The following is an 18672-nucleotide window of genomic DNA, read 5'->3' on the forward strand; positions in this document are numbered from 1 at the left end:
TAGTTAAATTATCTCCTGCGGAGCTTTAAATCATCTCCTGCGGAGCTACATATTATTTTTCTTGTTTATCTGCTTGTTTTTCTTCTTGCTCTTGTTTTTCTTTTTCTTCAAACTTTACAGTATATTGATATACATTTTCATTATTGCTATCTTTGCTATCTTTACTACCTTTACTAAAACTGTCTTTTGTTTCATTAAACTTTTCTTTTACTTCTTCACTCATATTGTTCATTTTACCTTTTACATCTTGAACTGTATTTTTGATTATAGTATTAACAACTTCTACAGTTCCATCTGCTTTCGTTATTTCAATTGTAACCTTTGTGATTACTGCTGCAAATACTCCTATAGCGAGAAGTGTAGGCATGATGAAATATCCAACAATTCCTACTGCAATACCTGCGTTAACAGGAATATCCATAATAACTGTTTGGTCTTTTTTGATTTTTATTCTAGTTACATTTCCTTTTTTTAAAGTTTCTTTCATCCATGTTAAAAATTCTTCTTTAGTAGTATACATATCATCCATATTAAATTTATTTGCTATTTTCTGTTTTGCTTCAATATAAATTAAAGCGTTAACTACGTCACCATTACATTCTTCTAACGCCTCTTTAGCATCAGTATATGAAACTCCTGTTCTCTCTTTGACAATATCAATCTTCTCCAACGTAATTGTTTCCATTTAAAATCATCCTCCTTATAATTTGCCTAAGAGCACATATCAATTACTCATTGCTATATTCCCTTAATCATCATCTTGATAGCATTACAACTCTAGAGGGAGTTTTGTACTCCCTCTAGAATTATTTTATAATGTTGCTTGTAGCTTTAAATTTCTTAAAGCACGTTTTTTTCATTTTGAAATGTCGTTAAAAATCCAAACATTTCTAAACTTTTTGGCTTTCTAGTATAATTTTCTGAAATAATAAAAGCTAAAATTTTATACAATTCCAGTTTGGTAGACTCTGAAACAATAAGTCTATTAATTTTATCCATACCGAAATTGTTTAAGAATTTTAATGTATTATATGTAGGATTTGATATATATATACTATTTAGCATTTCGCAATCTTTACAAATTGGTCCATATAATGTCAAATCAATATTGTTAGACATAGTGATTTTGTTTCCACATTTAACACATCTGCTAAAATTTAAACCGTACCCCGTTGCCTTTAGAATCCTGATTTCAAAGGCTCTAGCTAAAACCTCTATATCCATAACATCATTTTTTATAAAATAAAATGCTGTAACTAATTCTTTAAAAAGTTCCTTATTAACCTCATCATTTTCAATTGCTATATCGATTAATTCATTAAAATAAGAGGCATAAGTAATTGTGTCCAGGTTCCTTAATAATTGTTGAAAAGAATCTATAATCGTAATCTCATTTATTGTGTATAGATTTTTGCCTTTAAAAAGGACAAACTCAGCATAACAGCAAGGTAATGTTGATGCTGCATATTTACTTTTATTTTTTCTTGCACCTTTAGCTATAGCTGTTATTTTGCCCAACTCTTCAGTAAACAACCAAACTAGCTTGTCGTTTTCCTTAAACTCTTGTGTTTTTATAACTATTGCTCTAGTTTTTAAGACTGCCACAAGATCATCCCCTACTTATATCCAAGCTCTTTCAAGAGACTTGAAGTATCTCTCCACTCTTTCTTTACCTTGACCCATAATCTTAAATATACCTTTTCTTCTAAAAATTTCATTATATCCTGTCTTGCATAAGTAGAAATTTGTTTTAAAGTTTTTCCACCTTTCCCAATTATTATACCCTTATGAGAATCCTTTTCGCAAAGCAAATTAACTTCAATATTGTAAATGTTATTTTTATCCCTTTTCATAGAAATAATTTCAATTGCTATTCCATGAGGTACTTCTTGAGATAATAATTTCAGAGCTTTTTCTCTTATAATTTCAGTGATGATAAATCTTTCTTGTTGATCTGTTATCATATCTTCTGGGTAATATAAAGGTCCCTCTGGTATATTTTCCGCTACAAGTTCAGTAACAATGTTGACATTTTTACCCTTTATAGCAGCTATTGGTATTATTTCTTTAAAATCAAAGTACTCTGAATAACTCTTAATAGTTTTAGCTACCCTCGCTTGAGTATTTTCATCAATCTTGTTAACTAATAAAAACACTGGTATCTTACTACCAGTAAACTGTTCAAGAATAAGTTTATCTCCCATTTCAATTTCATCACCAGGTGTAGTTATAAATAATATAACATCTACTTCATCCGCAGACTGTTTTGCTACTTTAACCATATATTCTCCTAGTTTATGCCTAGGTTTGTGAATTCCTGGAGTATCTACAAATATTATTTGAGATTCTTTAGTTGTTAAAATAGTTTGTATGTTATTTCTTGTAGTTTGGGGTCTATTAGACACAATTGATAATTTTTCCCCCATAATATAATTTATTAATGTAGATTTACCTACATTTGGCCTTCCAATAATAGTTACGAACCCTGATTTAAACATATTTCCTCCTCTTGGTTTATCTTAAGTAAATAGTTTACATTTTCTATCCTACTTTAATAAATCTCCTTTAGTAAAAGCACCTGGTAATATCTCTTCCATAGTTTTAATTATATAATTTTCTTCATTTTTCACTAATATAATATCAATATCTTTTGAGGCAAATTCTACTATAACTTGTCTGCAGATGCCACAAGGATAAGTATTCGTTGACATATCACCAACTATGGCGATAGCTTTGATTTCTTTATGCCCTTCAGACACAGCTTTAAAAATTGCAGTTCTTTCAGCGCAATTAGTAGCACCATATGACGCATTTTCTATATTGCAGCCAGTATATATTGATCCATCAGCCATCAAAACTGCTGCCCCTACCTTAAATTTCGAATAAGGAACGTATGCATTTTCTCTAGCGTCTATTGCAATTTTAGCAAGTTTTCTATAATCCATTAATACACCCCTATGAAAATAATTTAACAATGAAAATTACATGCATATAAAAATTACATTTACGTTAGTCACGTAAAGTCACGTAAAATCACGTATAACAATTATAACATTAAATAATAATATTTCAATAATATTTAGCGTTATTTAGACCTTTTAAAATTTCAAAAAATTAATCATCCTAAAACATTAAAAAGTAATAACGTTAAAAGAGTTCCAAAAACAGCACCAAAAACAACTTCTATAGTAGAATGGACTTCTGAATCAACCCTACTCTGAGCAACAATTGCGGCAATAATATATGATAACACCATAATTAAAGGCTCATTACTAAGTAATGTTATTGTTGTTGCCAGAGAAAATGCTATGGTACTGTGACCACTTGGCATTCCACCACGAAGCGGCGTTCCTTCCCCATAAATTGCTTTAACTACAACTGTGGCAATACAAACTATAACCAGTACAAAAAATATCATGTCAGGATCAGATTTTTTAAGTTTTAACATCACCGACTTGTTAAATGGAGTTATTCTACCCCAAAATATTACATATCCCACCAAAACTGAATTTATAGCTGTTACAAGTACCGCACCAGCAGCAACATTTTTAGCAATTTTGGCTAATGGGTGATAAAAATTTGTTGTTGCATCTATGGCACATTCTACTGCTGTATTTATCATTTCAGCAACTATTACTAATGTTATAGTCATTGTTATAATTAAAAGTTCTATTTTTGACAAGTCATAAAAAAATGTGGCAGTAAGTACTAGTAATGTGGTAAACATATGTATTTTCATGTTTCTTTGTGTACGAATGGAATATATAATTCCTTCTATAGCAAAATTAAAACTATCAACTAATTTTTTAACCTTCATACTTTAACCACCTCTAAAAATATTCTCGAGCAACTTGGCAAATTTTCATAACCATAAATATATTTCACCTAGATATTTTAAAATTACTTAATATCTCCTCTTCCCTTTCCCTCATAACATTTTTTGGAGTTTCCTCAATATGATCATATCCTAGCAGATGTAAAATCGAATGAACTGTAAGATAAGCACATTCACGAATAAATGTATGCCCAAACTCCGCACTTTGCTCCATAGCTTTTTCTAGTGATAATGCCACATCACCAATTACTAGTTTATTATCATATAAATCACTTTGATCAAATTTATAATTTACATAAATATCTTTAAACACCTTATTACCCTGATAATTGAGCATCGGAAATGATAATACATCTGTAACTTTATCTATTCCCCTGTGTTTTAAATTTATTTCCCTTATTTCTTCGTTGTCAATAAATATGACACTAACTTCATTATCTATAATAAGTTTTTCTTCTTTTAGCGTATACTCTATAACATCTTTTATAGTAGTTTCAAGTTCTGACGTAACTTCAATTTTATTTTGCCTATTATCTATAAAAATCATACTTGCTATTACTCCTCTACTAGATAAATCAAAACAAATAAAAGATTCATCCTTTATTTGTTTTGAGTGTCATCTTCTTTTTCCTTTTGCCATTTATCCAAAGGATACTCTATTCTCTCATGGTATATTCCTGAAAGCACTTTTAAAAATGCCTTACGTATTTTTTCTAGATCTTTTAAAGTTAGATCACAATTGTCTAATTGTCCATCATTAAGCCTATCTTTTATTAAATTATTAACCATTTCCTCAATTTTACCTTTTGTATGATTTGGAATTGATCTTACCGCAGCTTCCACTGCATCTGCCAGCATTATAATTGCGGTCTCCTTACTCTCTGGAGTTGGACCTGAATATCTAAAATCTTCTTCTTTAATTTCATCTGGATTGTCACTTAAGTTTTTCATAGTAACGTAAAAATACTTAACTAAAGTTGTTCCATGATGTTGCACAATAGAATTTTGAATAACCTTAGGTATTTTATATTCTTTTGCTAGCTCAAGTCCATCCTTTGCATGTGAAATAATTATAAGTGTACTCAAATTTGGCGTTATTTTATCATGTGGATTATCATTTCCTACTTGATTCTCTTTAAAGAAATAAGGTCTCTTAATCTTACCAATATCATGATAATACGCTGTTGTCCTTGCAAGGACAGGATTGGCACCAATTGCCTCAGCTGCAAACTCTGCAAGGTTTGCTACAAGTACAGAGTGATGATAACTTCCTGGCGCTTCTAAAAGTAACCTTTTAAGTAGCGGATGATTAGGGTTTGACAATTCTAGAAGTTTTACTGTAGTGACAACATCAAAGAAGCTTTCGAAAATCGGTAAAAATCCTATAGTTAAGACCCCAGATATAGCACCAGCAAGATACACCAACCCTGCCCTTTTTAATACATCAATTATACTATTACTTAGCAAAAATCCCATAGAAAGATACACCATAACGTTAATCATTGCAATATATATGGCTGAATATAAAATATCGTTTCTTTGCTGCATTTTCTTGACAACAATTACCCCTACAATAGAATTTAGTACTGCCAGCATTGTAATTTCAAAATTAAAATTAACTGCAACACTTATTAGAATACAACTCAAAACATTAAGTGATATAGATACTTCATCATTAATTAAAATAGTCATAAGCATTGGCACGCAAGCTAGTGGAATTACAAATAAAGAAATTATACCTAGTGTTCTAGCAAGTAATATAGATATTATAGTAAGGATGTTAATCATAATTAATTTTTTAACATCCTTAAATATTTCTATATGATACTTGTACAAATAAAACCATTGAAGCATTACTACTAAGCATACAAGTGATGCTAAGCTTAGATATAATGACCACTCAAACTTATTTGTATTGTCTAGGAGGCCTAATGACTCTAAAAGCACCTTTTGCTCAGAGGTTACCGGCTCACCATCTTTTACTATTATTTGATCCTTTTTTATCATAACAGGTTTAACACTTTTCTTTGCTGCATCTATTGCTGCATCTGTACTTACCTTATCATAAATTGTATTAGGACGAATTTGTGAATATGCAATAGATACACCTATATCTCTTATATCTTTAGTTAAATTTGAATTAGTAAAAGCTGACGAAATAATGCCTTGCGCCACGTTAATTTCTTCAGGCTTATTTTCATTTATTGTGGCTACATCATATAAGACCTTTACCTTTTCCTCAAGAAAAGTTTCTAGCTCAGTCGCTTGATTTGTTTCTAAGTTTATTAAGAATTGATATTTTTCATATGTAAAATTAGTAATTGGATTGTTCTTTTTAAGCAAGGTTATCTTTTCCTTTTCTGTTAACAGCTTTTCTGGAGTTTCTTTACTAGTATTTGTAGGTGATTCACTAGTCCCAATAATATTTAACGCACTCACTGCACCAAACAATTTTTTAATATTATTTACAGCTTCATCACCTACTGGAACCTCAATTGTTTTTTCTCCTACGCTGTCTACAGCCTTAGTTATATTCCTTTGAGTAGATGCTTCATCTTCAACTTCTCTAGAAGCTTTTATATCCACATTTGCAATGTCCCCCACATTTAAGGAGTACTTCTTTTGAACAAGTGTTGTTACTAAAATAGAATATAACACAATTACTGTAACTATAAAAATCAGGTATGGTTTAGCTTTATTAATATTTAAAAGTCCCCTAATTTTTTTCATGACCCGCCCCCACTTTTTTTCTTGTGTAAATTACAAATATATTAATTTTGCTTTTTATCCTCAGATACACTATTTTCCTGCGCTACAATAGCCCCCTCAGAAGCAATATCTTCTTGTGCAACAACCACTACTTTTATTATATATTTGTCCTTATCCTTTTTTACATTATAAATTTTGTCTATAACCTTTACACTTTTGTCTAGATTTTTTAATATGTCAGCATATATTTCTTCTTTAGCCTTAACTTCATCGCCAGGTATATTTTTTTCCTCGGTCTCATTATATGTTTCCTTTTTTATAATTTTATCGTTATTTTCTATTTTATCATAATTACTATACGGAATAACGGTATTTTTGAGATAAATTTTTTTATTTCCAATTTTAAGGTATAAATTGCTTATACTATGTCCGGTTTTCACCTTTGATATATTATTAAATAGAACTTCTTTAGTCTCCTCATAAAAAGTTTTTACTATAACCTGCCCGCGGGCATGTACTGGGTAAACACTTTCTTCCTTGCCTTGTTCACCCTTAACTAGTATGTCCCCTTTTTGCACTACATCCCCTTCAAGCACTATAGCTGTACCCTCAGTAGTAAATACCCTAGTTACTATGCCATCTTTACTAGCAACTAAATTACAAGGTGTTTGGTTCGTAACTATAATAGGTGGTGATTGTCTTTCTATTATATCAATTTTCAGCTTAACACCGTCAATCCTTACTTTTATCCACATAATTTCATCATTTGCTCTTGTGATTTTGTTTTCAAGCTCGTAAACATTAATATTTTTCTTTGGCTGGCCTGGTCTTATCCCAAAAGCTTTTATTTGATTACGCAGTTCGTATGGGCTTATATAATTTTCAGTATTAATTTCTATATTCCATACAAATGTAGACAAATAATATATTATGCTACCAAATAAAACAACTCCGAGTAAAAGTGAAAATCTACTTTTTAATTTTATTAAAAAAAATGACATTCCACTTCTTCTTATAATTTTAACCCTTGTACTAGTACGTTTTGCTATTTTGCTAATTTCGCCATATTGACTTAGTTTCACTTCTAAAACTACAGTTGTTATATTGATTTTTTTTATATTCGTAGCTATAATACCATTTTTCCATAACAAATTTATAAATTTTTCTGGTATTAATGATTGAATTTCCATTGTGATAATACCTTTTTTATATTTTTTTAAATTATTCATAGCTTTCATACACGATTGACTTAAAGTTTCCGCTTAAAGTTATTGTGTTTCCTCCTATAAATAATATTTTAAAGTTTTTTCCATATATCGATATTGGACCTGCATTTGAATTTATTTTTATTTCTTCTTCTTCAAAAATCACTACACCCTTATGATTTTCTATATTTATTTCATTATTAGATAAAATAGTAATCTTGGGTAAATCTAATAAAATATCTCTTGGCAATTCTAGCTTGCTGGCTATAATTTCTTTTGCTTTATAAAACTTATTATCCATAATACTCACCTCACAAAATACTTCATATTAAATTTATGAGAAAAAGCCCTGATAAATTACAGTTTTTAAATTTAATAAGTTTTTCATAAAAAAAAGGCCCAGCAAAAGCTGAGTCTTTTATTTATTCAAATATTATTTACTTTTTCATTAACAAATTTGTCATTGCTTTTCCCATAATCATTGCAATAAGACAAATGTTATTTTTCATACACTCCATGCCACTATTTCTAGGTCCTAACACTGCTTTTCTGAATAGCTCTATAATTTATGATTTTATCTACTGCTGAGGAAGGTATTCTACAAGATTTTATTATTTAAAAAGATAAAATGGATCTTGCATCATTCCATTATAAAAATTTTATTTAAATTTTCTCTTTCTTGCAGCTTCTGATTTCAACTTCTTCTTAACACTTGGTTTTTCATAGTGCTCTCTTTTTCTTACTTCTCCAAGCACTCCACTTCTAGCGCATTTCTTCTTGAACCTTCTTAAGGCATTTTCTATTGTCTCATCTGATCCAACTTTAATTTCTGACATTATTATCCCTCCCTCCGCTAGCTTAATTCAATTTAAAAACAGCTAATACGGGACCTAAATAGCACATTTTTTATTATACAACACAATTTTACATAATGTCAACATTTTCATTGCTAATATGTTATTTAAATCCCCTTTTTAATTGTATTATTTTGTAAAATTTTTAACATTTTATAAAATTTATTATGCTTTAACCAGGTGGCCATTTAAGCATCCTGCCTCCCAATAAATGAAAATGTAGATGCCCAACAGTTTGCCCACCTTGCCTACCGCAATTGTTAACAATTCTATATCCATCCTCAGCTACCCCTAGTGTTTTCGCAATTTGCCTTGCAACCATAAATATATGCCCAATTATTTCTGATTCATATTTTTCTAAGCAGTTTAAGTCTGCTATATGTTTTTTTGGAATAATTACAACATGTACAGGTGCTTCAGGACTTATATCTTTAAACCCTATAACTTTGTCATCTTCATAAACGATATCACTAGGAATTTGTTTTTTTATTATTTTACAGAAAATACATTCATCTTTTTCCACATGCTCACCCCCTTTTCATCCTATAATATAATATTCAACATTTAATTTCATTATCCTGTATATTTATTAAACTTTACCAATCATATGGTCATCTCTACATTCAATCAGTTTAGTTTTGTGAAATTCACACTCTAAGTTTTTACTAGACTTTACCCTAACTTTTATATAGTTATTTGTGTAACCTTCATATTCATCATCGTCAGCTGCGGATTTTAGCTCGTATAAAACATTCATATCTTTGCCTCTAAACTTATTCATAAATTTTTCTTCTAGCATATTATTAAGTCTTATAAGAATATGACTCCGTTCTTCTTTTATATTTCCATTAATCTGCTCTTTTATTAGAGCAGCTTTAGTCCCTTTTCTTGGGCTATATTTGAAAATATGCATTTTCGATAATTCTATTTCTTTTAAAAAATCATAAGTAGCATTAAATTCCTTCTGAGTTTCTCCAGGAAATCCTACAATTACATCTGTAGTTATACATACACCATCAATATTTTTTCTCAGATTTTCTACTAAGGTTTTATATTCTCCTGCAGTATACCTTCTATTCATCCTTTTAAGGGTTTCATCACACCCACTTTGTAGAGAAAGATGAAAATGATGACATAACTTATTAAGAGACTTTATTTTGTCAATAACTCCATTAGTAAAGAAAGTCGGATCTATTGACCCTATTCTTATTCTCTCGATACCAGGGACCTTATCAATTTCCTCTAAAACCCTAACTAAATTCCATTCACCTTCTAAATCTAATCCAAAAGATGCTATATGTATACCAGATAATAAAATCTCTTTGAAGCCGTTTGCAGCAAGTTCGTGAACTTCTGATATTATTTTTTGTGGATTTTTACTACATACTGCTCCCCTTGCATATGGAATTAAACAATAAGAACAAAATCTATTACACCCGTCTTGAATTTTTATAAAGGCTCGTGTTCTATGTTTATATTCTTTAATGTTTAAATCTTCAAATTGTTGATTCTTTAATACATCACGAACTTCAATAATTTGTTTCTTTTCATCTAAATATCTATTTATCCAGTAAACAATATCACCTTTATTTCTGCTACCTAAAACAACATCAACGCCATCTATACTTGCAACCTCAGTCGCTGCTATTTGTGCATAACATCCAACTACCGCAATAACAGCTAAGCTATTGGCCCTTCTTGCCCGCCCTATCATTTGCCTTGATTTCTTATCGCCCATATTAGTAACCGTACATGTGTTAATGATATACACATCAGAAACTTCATTGAACTCTACTACTTCATACCCCTGCCTACTGAATTTTTCTACCATCGCTTCTGATTCGTACTGATTGACTCTACACCCTAATGTAGCGATTGCAACTTTCATAGTGCATTTCCTCCTAGATCCCCGAGTTCATACATTATAAGACTTAAACATACAAAACCTGCAGTCTCAGTTCTTAATATTCGTGGTCCCAAAGTAACTATTTCGGCTCCAATTTCCTTAAGTTTTAAAATCTCATCTTCCTCGAATCCACCCTCAGGGCCTATCACAATAGCAACATTATTGATATTCTTTTTTTCTATGTTTTGAGTTAATTTCTTTATACCATACCCTTCCTGATTTTCATATGGAACTACAACCAAATCCATGTGTTCTAATTGCTGAATCAATAACTCAAATTCTATAGGAGCATTAATTTGAGGCACCAAACTCCGCTTGCTTTGTTTGGATGCTTCAAGGGCTATCTTGTTCCACCTATCCACCTTTTTAAAATCTTTAAGTTCAGTTTTACCCTCTACTCGTTTTGTAATGATAGGCGTTATTGCTTTAATTCCTATTTCAGTATTTTTTTGAACTATTAAATCCATTTTTGTTGATTTAGGTAGCCCTTGAAATAGGTATACTTCTACAGGACTTTCATTATTTATAGCACTTTCTTCTAATATATTTATATTTACTTCTTTTTTATCTATAGAAGTTATCTCACCTAAGTACTCTTTGCCCTCAGAGTTGTTAACACTAATTTTATCACCAACCTGAAGCCTTAATACTCTGTATATATGTTTTACATCCTCGCTATTAATTACAGCATGTTTGCCATCTATATTACCTTTTGGTACAAAAAATTTATGCATTATTTATTTTCTCCTTAAGCCTTGGCACATTCAAACAATTATTATATTATATTTTTCATGTACCTTATTTTACTATAATTTTGCAACTATACAAACCCATTCTCCCTCTATATTTATCTCCTCAACTTTAAACCCGCACTGAGTTAACTTATTTATTACTTCATTTTGTTTACTTAAAATTATTCCTGAGGATATAAAATATCCTCCGGGCTCTATAACCGATTTAACTCCATCTGCTAAAAACATAATTATATCTGCCATAATATTTGCTACAACTATATCTGCCTTGCCTTTTACAACTTCTATTAAGTCTCCGTATAGTATATCAATGTTAGCAATATCATTGTAACTAACATTTTGTTTTGCAGAATCTACCGCTACTGGATCCAAATCAACTCCTATAGTCTTCTTAGCCCCTAATTTAGCCGCAGCAATAGCCAATATCCCAGAACCTGTTCCTATATCAAAAACTGTTGAAGTATTGTCTACGTATCGTTCAAGCGCTTTAATACACATTCTAGTAGTTTCATGAGAACCAGTTCCAAACGCCATACCCGGATCTAACTCTACAATTATTTCATCTTGGTTTTTATTATACTCTTCCCATATAGGTTTTATAATTATCTTTTCTCCAACTTTTATTGGTTTATAATACTTTTTCCAATTATTTTCCCAATCCTCTTCATTTACCTTTTCTGCCGCAACAGATCCAACGCCTTTGTCTAGTCCAAAACTTGGTAAATTATTTACACCTATCTTAATTTCTTTTAGGTGATCTTCAAATTTTTCATCTTTTTTATAATATCCCTTAATTACAACGCCACTATTTGTATCTATAATAGTTTCATCAAAATAGTCCCAATCTGTAGTGTGATCACGCCTATAAATTAAATCTAAAGGATCCAAAATAGAAACACCCTCAACGCCTGTATTGTATAGCATTGCAGATACCGCCTCAACCGCTTCACTGCTAGTGATTATAGTTACTTCAATCCAATCTTTATCCATTGTTATTCTCCTTATTTATAATAAAAAACTCCGTTTTACAAAACGGAGTTTTTTATTATTATTTTCGTAGTATTTTATCTACAAAAGATTTTCTATTATCATCAAAATCATCTACATTCTCACCGCATGCCTCCATAAATAATTTCAGTGCATCTTTTTGCTTATCATTTAATGATTTAGGAATATCAACAAGAACCTTAACATATTGATCTCCTCTTCCATGTCCATTTACTCTAGGTATACCCTTACCCTTAAGTCTAAACACAGTACCAGATTGCGTACCTCCGGGAACTTTGTACTTAACGTCTCCATCTACTGTCGGAACTTTAATTTCAGTTCCCATTGCGGCATTACCAAAGCTTATATGTGATTCTATATGAATATCAATACCATTTCTCTTAAAACTTTTATGAGAAGCTACTCTAATATTTATATATAAATCACCTGCTGGGCCGCCTTTTTCACCCTGTTCTCCTTGGCCTCTTAAAGGCATAACATTTCCAGTATCAACTCCACCAGGAATATTAACATTAATTTTCCTGTTTTTCCTCTGTTTTCCAGAGCCATGACAAGTTTTACAAGGTTCTGAAATTATCTGACCATGACCTCCACATTTATCGCAAGTACTCATGCTAGCAAAACTTCCAAAAGCAGTGTTTCTCTGAACTTTTATCTGTCCACTTCCACCACACTTATCACATGTTTTAGGCGTTGTACCAGCTTTAGCGCCACTACCACTACAATCACTACATTTTTCATTTCTTGTAATGGATACCTCTTTTTCTATACCAAAAACAGACTCTTCAAAAGTAAGATTTAAATTATATTCTAAATCCGCACCTTTCCTAGGTCCATTCTGATTTCTTGAGGACCCACCACCAAATATGTCACCAAATATATCTCCAAAACCACCAAATCCAGAGAAATCAGAGCCACCACCAAATCCAGCTCCGTTATCATCTGCAGATCCATATTGATCATATCTTGCCTTTTTCTCAGGGCTAGATAAAACCTGGTATGCTTCATTCATCTCTTTAAATTTTTCTTCCGCTACTTTATTATCTGGATTTCTATCAGGATGATTTTTTAATGCACCCTTCCTAAAAGCCTTCTTAATTTCTTCTTCACTAGCGCCTCTTTCAACGCCAAGAATTTCATAATAATCTTTATTTGCCATACTGATTTTCACCGCCTAAAATATATATGCTTATATAATACTACTTTACTTAAAATAAGGGAAGGGTATTTACCCCTCCCTTATTAAATACATTGATAATCTTAATTATTTATCTTCGTTTTTTTCTTCTTCTTTTTTATCGTCTTCGTCTACTTTAAAGTCAGCATCTACTACATTATCATCTTGTGCCTCTTTAGCCTCGCCTTGATCTGATCCTTCGGCACCTTTTGCAGCTTCTGCTTCTGCTTGGTATATTTTTGTAGTTACTGCGTAGAAAGCCTCTGTTAATTCTTCAGTAGATTTCTTTGTAGCAGCTGTGTCTTCTCCATCTTTAACTTTTTTAAGAGATTCTAATTTAGCTTCAATATCTTTCTTATCTTCTTCTGATACTTTTTCTCCAAGATCAGTTAAACTTTTTTCAGTTTGATATATTAACTGCTCTGCATTATTCTTAACTTCAATTTCTTCTTTTCTTGTTTTATCTTCTTCAGCAAATTTTTCTGCTTCTTTTACTGCCTTGTCAATTTCATCATCACTTAAATTAGTTGATGCTGTAATTGTTATCTTAGCTTCTTTTCCTGTTCCTTTATCTTTAGCTGATACATTAACAATTCCGTTAGCATCTATATCAAAAGTAACTTCTATTTGTGGAATTCCTCTTGGTGCTGATGCGATTCCTGAAAGAGTAACTCTTCCTAAACTCTTGTTACCTGCAGCCATTTGACGTTCACCTTGAACAATGTTAATTTCAACTGATGTTTGACCATCTGCAGCAGTTGAGAACACTTGACTCTTCTTAGCAGGAATAGTAGTATTTCTCTCAATTAAAGGAGTAGCTATTCCACCTAAAGTTTCAATTCCTAGTGTTAATGGAGTTACATCAAGAAGTAAAACATCTTTAACTTCTCCACTTAATACTCCGGCTTGAACTGCAGCGCCAAGAGCAACACATTCATCTGGATTTACACCCTTTGTAGGTTCCTTCCCAGTAAAGTTTTTAACTGCCTCTTGAACTGCTGGTGTTCTTGTTGAACCACCTACAAGTACAACTTTATCTATTTCACTAAGTGATAAACCTGCGTCTGCAAGTGCTTTTTTCATTGGTTCTATTGTAGAATTAACTAAATCATGAGTTAATTCATTAAATTTAGCTCTTGTTAAATTCATTTCTATATGCTTAGGGCCCGTTGCATCAGCAGTAATGAATGGTAAATTAATAGATGTTTGCATTGATGATGATAATTCTATTTTAGCTTTTTCAGCAGCTTCTTTTAATCTTTGAAGTGCCATTTTATCATTTCTTAAATCTATTCCATTATCTGATTTAAAAGTTTCAGCTATATGATTTACAACTTTTTCGTCAAAGTCATCTCCACCAAGTTTAGTATTACCATTAGTTGATTTAACTTCGAATAGTCCATCACCAAGTTCTAATATAGACACGTCGAAAGTACCGCCACCTAAATCATAAACTAATATTTTTTGGTTAACATCCATTTTATCTAAACCGTAAGCTAGCGCTGCTGCTGTTGGCTCATTAATTATTCTCTTAACTTCAAGTCCAGCTATTTTTCCTGCGTCTTTTGTTGCTTGTCTTTGGCTATCATTAAAATATGCAGGTACAGTTATAACAGCTTCAGTAACTGTTTCTCCTAAATAAGCTTCAGCATCAGCTTTGATTTTCTGCAAAACGTAAGCTGAGATTTCTTGTGGTGTATGTGCTTTTCCATCAATATTTACTTTATGATCTGTACCCATTTCTCTTTTAATAGACATTATTGTTTTATCTGGATTTGTAATTGCTTGTCTTTTAGCTACTTGGCCTACAAGTCTTTCTCCGTTTGCTTGGAATGAAACTACAGATGGTGTAGTTCTTGCACCTTCTGAATTAGAAATTACTGTAGGTTCTCCACCCTCCATAACTGCTACACATGAATTTGTTGTACCTAAATCTATTCCTATAATTTTTCCCATTATTATTTCCTCCTATATTCCTTTTTTAGTAACGCAATTATCATTGCTTTACTTATTATACTCTTTTATATTTCGAATCATTAATTCGCAACTTTTACCATGCTGTGTCTTAATACCTTATTTGCTCGTTTATACCCTTTTTGGAATACTTCAACTATTTCGTTAGGTCCGTACTTCTCATCTTCAACATGCATAACTGCATTATGCATGTTTGGATCAAACCCACCTTCTAAAGCTAATTCTTGCACGCCTAATTTGTTAAATGCATCGTTAAACAATCTTACTGTCATTTCAACGCCAGTTCTTAACTCCTCATCACATCCTTCAACTGAAAGTGCTCTTTCTAAGTTATCAAGTACTGGAAGAACCTCTTTTAGAACATCTGCGCAAGCATCAGTATATATGCCTTCTTTCTCTTTTACCGTTCTTCTTCTAAAGTTATCATATTCAGCAGCTGTCCTTAAATATTTATTTTTATAATCATCTACCTCACTGCGTAATAATGCATTCTCTTCTACTATTTTTTTAGTTTTTTTATTCATTTTTTTCTCTTTTTCACTTTCTAAAAGTTCTTCAGGCTCATCGCCTTTTAACTCTTCCTCTTCTTCTACTACCTCGGCTTCTACTGTTTCAGTTTCTTCAGGTTTTTCTCCCTGAGCAAAACTATCTACCCCTTCTACATTGCTTTGAGTTTCAATTGTTTCATCACATGAACTAACCTCATTATTAGGTATTGATGCATTTTCTTCTACTAAAATTTCCTCATTACTAGTATTCACTAAACTTTTCCTCCATTTCTGGCTCAAAATAAATCTGTTAATTTAAAACTTTATCAGTGATCATTATAAATTTGAGCTATATTATCATTTAATTCTTTAACTATTTCAGTTAAAACAGAAATAACTTTTCCATAAGGTATTCTTGTTGGCCCTATAACACCGATAGATCCAAGTGGAATCCCCGATGCACTATAAACAGCTGTTATAATACTACATTCACGAGCGCACTTAACAAAATTTTCCCCACCAATCTTAATTGTAATATTACCATTAATGTCGTTTGTGCCTAGTAAACTGTTTATACTCTCTTTATTGTCTACTAAAACTAAGAACTCTCGAGCTTTAGTAATATTGTTATATTCTGGGTAGTTAAATATATTTGCAGCACCCTGAATATAAACTTCTGAAGAATCAACATCAGATAAACTATCATATAAAGCCGGAATAATACCGTCAAAAATTTCTCCATAAAAAGCCAAATCACTTTTCAAATTGTTAATGACTTCCAAATTTATTTGATGAATTGTAAGCTTTCCTAATCTAAAATTAAGTATATTGGTAAGTTTTTCTATGGTAGCACTACCAATAGGTTTACTGATCTTAATAACATTATTTTTAATAATACCACTATCAGTAATGATTACGAACAAAATACTTCCAGCATCTAGAGTCATTAGCTGAATATATTTTATACAGCTTTTTTGAACTGAAGGTGCCTTTACTATAGATGTAAGGTTAGTAATCATAGCAAGCATCTGCGTTGCCTGCTTAACAATTTTATCAACCTCATATAGAGCAGCATTTATAAGATGATTTTTAATCATATATTCTTCCTCTGTAGATAACTTTGTAAGTTCCATAAGCCTATCAACATATAACCTATAACCCTTGTCTGATGGCTTTCTACCTGATGAAGTATGCAAATGTTCTATATATCCCATCTCTTCGAGGTCTGACATTTCATTTCTTATAGTAGCTGAGCTAATACCTAAATCATACTTTTTAGCTATGGTTCTGGACCCAACAGGCTCACCATTATTTATATAATCTGTAATTATAGCCTGAAGTATTTTAATTTTTCTTTCATCCATTTCCATAATATCACCTCTTTTATTAGCACTCCCTACCGCTGAGTGCTAACGGAGTATATAATAAAAGTATCATTTACTATGATATTTGTCAATAAGCCTCATTTTTCAATATAGCCATTTTATACTGTTTATATGAATCTACATGACTGTTTCTCCATATTTCTTTGATTTCCTAGTCACCTTCATTAAAAACAAACTTCTTTATTTCTATTTGAGCTCCAAAACCCTGTTTTACCTATTTATAAGCATTTAAATCACAAAATAAATTCTGCCATAATTACGTTAGATACCTCTATACCTTCATATGATAAAGAAATATTATCGTTATCCTCTTTCATAAAACCTTTGCTTACATATTTATCTATTACTATTTTATAAACATCTTCTATATTTTTATGGAATCTTTGCTTAAATTCATTTTTACTTATACCTTTAATTTTTCTAAGACCCATAAACATAAACTCTTCCATATCGTCATTATAAGAGTTTTTTGTATTTTCTACTATAGCACAATTATCCACATTTATTTTTTCTATATATTTTTCTATATTTTCTTCATTTCTATACCGATAGCCTTCACTAAATGAATGAGAAGCTGATCCACACCCAATGTATTCTCCCATTTCCCAATATACTAAGTTGTGTTTACATAATTTGTTATCCTTTGCAAAATTAGAAATTTCATATTGCGAGTATCCCTTTTTACCTAAATATTCTATTGTCTTTGCATACATAGTTCTTTCTAATTCCTCATCAGGCAGATTAAGTTTGCCCGCCTCATATCTTTTATAAAACTCTGTTCCTTCTTCAACTATTAGGCTATAACAAGATAAATGCTCTGGACTCATCTGAGTTACTTTCTGCAAGCTCTCCATCCACTGTTCTAGTGTTTGACTAGGAAGTCCAAACATTAAATCTACATTTATATTATCAAAACCTACACTTCTAGCAAGCTTAAAACTTTTCTCAAAATCTTTTATAGTATGGATTCTCCCTAGCTTCTTTAAAAGCGAATCTTGATAAGCTTGAAGACCTATGCTAAGCCTATTTACTCCCATACTTTTTAAAAAGCTTAGTTTTTCTCTAGTAAATGTTCCTGGGTTTCCTTCTACTGTAAATTCTAAATCTTCGCATACATTTAATCTAATTATACTCTCTTTTATTACTGCCCAGCCCTCTAAAGACAAATAGGTGGGAGTTCCCCCACCTATAAATATAGTTTTTATTTTTTTATCTTTTATACTATCTATTTCTTTTCCAAGAGCCACGGCATAACCAAGCATACAATCCTCTTTACCAGCTAGTGACGGAAAATCACAATATAAACACTTTTGCTTGCAAAAAGGAATGTGTATATATAAAGCCACATTTGTCATATTTAATCCTCACTTATATCACAT

The 18672-nt window shown here is 31.3% G+C and carries 19 protein-coding genes; all 19 read right to left on the reverse strand.

Features of this window, described 5'->3' with window-relative positions; translation table 11 throughout:
• Positions 1-52: 52 nt before the first annotated feature.
• The 19 genes from ACREVX_RS06440 to hemW all read right to left on the reverse strand — a co-directional run bounded on the left by ACREVX_RS06440 (position 53) and on the right by hemW (position 18648).
• Complete coding sequence (locus ACREVX_RS06440) at positions 53-685, reverse strand: DUF4342 domain-containing protein (protein ID WP_431543343.1); 633 nt, start codon at positions 683-685, stop codon at positions 53-55.
• A 155-nt stretch (positions 686-840) separates the two neighbouring features.
• A complete protein-coding gene (recO, locus tag ACREVX_RS06445) occupies positions 841-1605 on the reverse strand; it encodes a DNA repair protein RecO (RefSeq protein ID WP_431543344.1) in 765 nt (254 codons plus the stop codon).
• Between the two features lie 11 nt (positions 1606-1616).
• Entirely contained in the window at positions 1617-2498 is an 882-nt protein-coding gene (era, locus tag ACREVX_RS06450; protein ID WP_431543345.1) for a GTPase Era, read from the reverse strand.
• 48 nt (positions 2499-2546) lie between these two features.
• Positions 2547-2945, reverse strand: a complete 399-nt coding sequence (locus ACREVX_RS06455; RefSeq protein WP_431543346.1) for a cytidine deaminase — start codon at positions 2943-2945, stop codon at positions 2547-2549.
• 173 nt (positions 2946-3118) lie between these two features.
• On the reverse strand, positions 3119-3817 hold the full coding sequence (locus tag ACREVX_RS06460) for a diacylglycerol kinase (RefSeq protein WP_431543347.1): 699 nt from the start codon (positions 3815-3817) through the stop codon (positions 3119-3121).
• 64 nt (positions 3818-3881) lie between these two features.
• Positions 3882-4382 (reverse strand): rRNA maturation RNase YbeY, encoded by a 501-nt coding sequence (ybeY, locus tag ACREVX_RS06465; RefSeq protein WP_431543348.1) that lies wholly within the window; start codon positions 4380-4382, stop codon positions 3882-3884.
• A gap of 53 nt (positions 4383-4435) precedes the next feature.
• Positions 4436-6565: an HD family phosphohydrolase gene (locus tag ACREVX_RS06470; RefSeq protein WP_431543349.1), complete on the reverse strand. Its 2130-nt coding sequence runs from the start codon at positions 6563-6565 to the stop codon at positions 4436-4438.
• 41 nt (positions 6566-6606) lie between these two features.
• Positions 6607-7773, reverse strand: a complete 1167-nt coding sequence (gene yqfD, locus ACREVX_RS06475; protein WP_431543350.1) for a sporulation protein YqfD — start codon at positions 7771-7773, stop codon at positions 6607-6609.
• The gene (yqfC, locus tag ACREVX_RS06480) at positions 7766-8050 is read right to left on the reverse strand and encodes a sporulation protein YqfC (RefSeq protein ID WP_431543351.1); all 285 of its coding nucleotides are present in this window, start codon (positions 8048-8050) and stop codon (positions 7766-7768) included. Before yqfC ends, yqfD begins: the two co-directional genes overlap by 8 nt.
• A gap of 358 nt (positions 8051-8408) precedes the next feature.
• Complete coding sequence (gene rpsU / locus ACREVX_RS06485; RefSeq protein ID WP_216305181.1) at positions 8409-8585, reverse strand: 30S ribosomal protein S21; 177 nt, start codon at positions 8583-8585, stop codon at positions 8409-8411.
• Positions 8586-8775: 190 nt separating this feature from the next.
• Complete coding sequence (locus tag ACREVX_RS06490; RefSeq protein ID WP_431543352.1) at positions 8776-9126, reverse strand: histidine triad nucleotide-binding protein; 351 nt, start codon at positions 9124-9126, stop codon at positions 8776-8778.
• A gap of 66 nt (positions 9127-9192) precedes the next feature.
• On the reverse strand, positions 9193-10491 hold the full coding sequence (gene mtaB / locus ACREVX_RS06495; RefSeq protein ID WP_431543353.1) for a tRNA (N(6)-L-threonylcarbamoyladenosine(37)-C(2))-methylthiotransferase MtaB: 1299 nt from the start codon (positions 10489-10491) through the stop codon (positions 9193-9195).
• The gene (locus tag ACREVX_RS06500; protein ID WP_431543354.1) at positions 10488-11243 is read right to left on the reverse strand and encodes a 16S rRNA (uracil(1498)-N(3))-methyltransferase; all 756 of its coding nucleotides are present in this window, start codon (positions 11241-11243) and stop codon (positions 10488-10490) included. The genes mtaB and ACREVX_RS06500 overlap by 4 nt, the downstream gene beginning before the upstream one ends.
• A 72-nt stretch (positions 11244-11315) precedes the next feature.
• Complete coding sequence (prmA, locus tag ACREVX_RS06505; RefSeq protein ID WP_431543355.1) at positions 11316-12251, reverse strand: 50S ribosomal protein L11 methyltransferase; 936 nt, start codon at positions 12249-12251, stop codon at positions 11316-11318.
• A 58-nt stretch (positions 12252-12309) separates the two neighbouring features.
• Positions 12310-13428, reverse strand: coding sequence for a molecular chaperone DnaJ (gene dnaJ / locus ACREVX_RS06510; protein ID WP_431543356.1), 1119 nt, complete (start codon positions 13426-13428; stop codon positions 12310-12312).
• 105 nt (positions 13429-13533) lie between these two features.
• Complete coding sequence (gene dnaK / locus ACREVX_RS06515; RefSeq protein WP_431543357.1) at positions 13534-15402, reverse strand: molecular chaperone DnaK; 1869 nt, start codon at positions 15400-15402, stop codon at positions 13534-13536.
• Between the two features lie 80 nt (positions 15403-15482).
• Positions 15483-16100 carry a nucleotide exchange factor GrpE gene (gene grpE, locus ACREVX_RS06520; RefSeq protein WP_431543472.1) on the reverse strand — a complete coding sequence of 206 codons (618 nt, stop codon included), beginning with the start codon at positions 16098-16100 and terminating at the stop codon, positions 15483-15485.
• 134 nt (positions 16101-16234) lie between these two features.
• Positions 16235-17278, reverse strand: a complete 1044-nt coding sequence (gene hrcA / locus ACREVX_RS06525; RefSeq protein ID WP_431543358.1) for a heat-inducible transcriptional repressor HrcA — start codon at positions 17276-17278, stop codon at positions 16235-16237.
• Positions 17279-17526: 248 nt separating this feature from the next.
• The gene (gene hemW / locus ACREVX_RS06530; RefSeq protein WP_431543359.1) at positions 17527-18648 is read right to left on the reverse strand and encodes a radical SAM family heme chaperone HemW; all 1122 of its coding nucleotides are present in this window, start codon (positions 18646-18648) and stop codon (positions 17527-17529) included.
• Positions 18649-18672 lie beyond the last annotated feature (24 nt).

It is taken from the genome of Clostridium sp. (assembly GCF_050717545.1).
GTDB lineage: Bacteria > Bacillota > Clostridia > Clostridiales > Clostridiaceae > Clostridium_AD.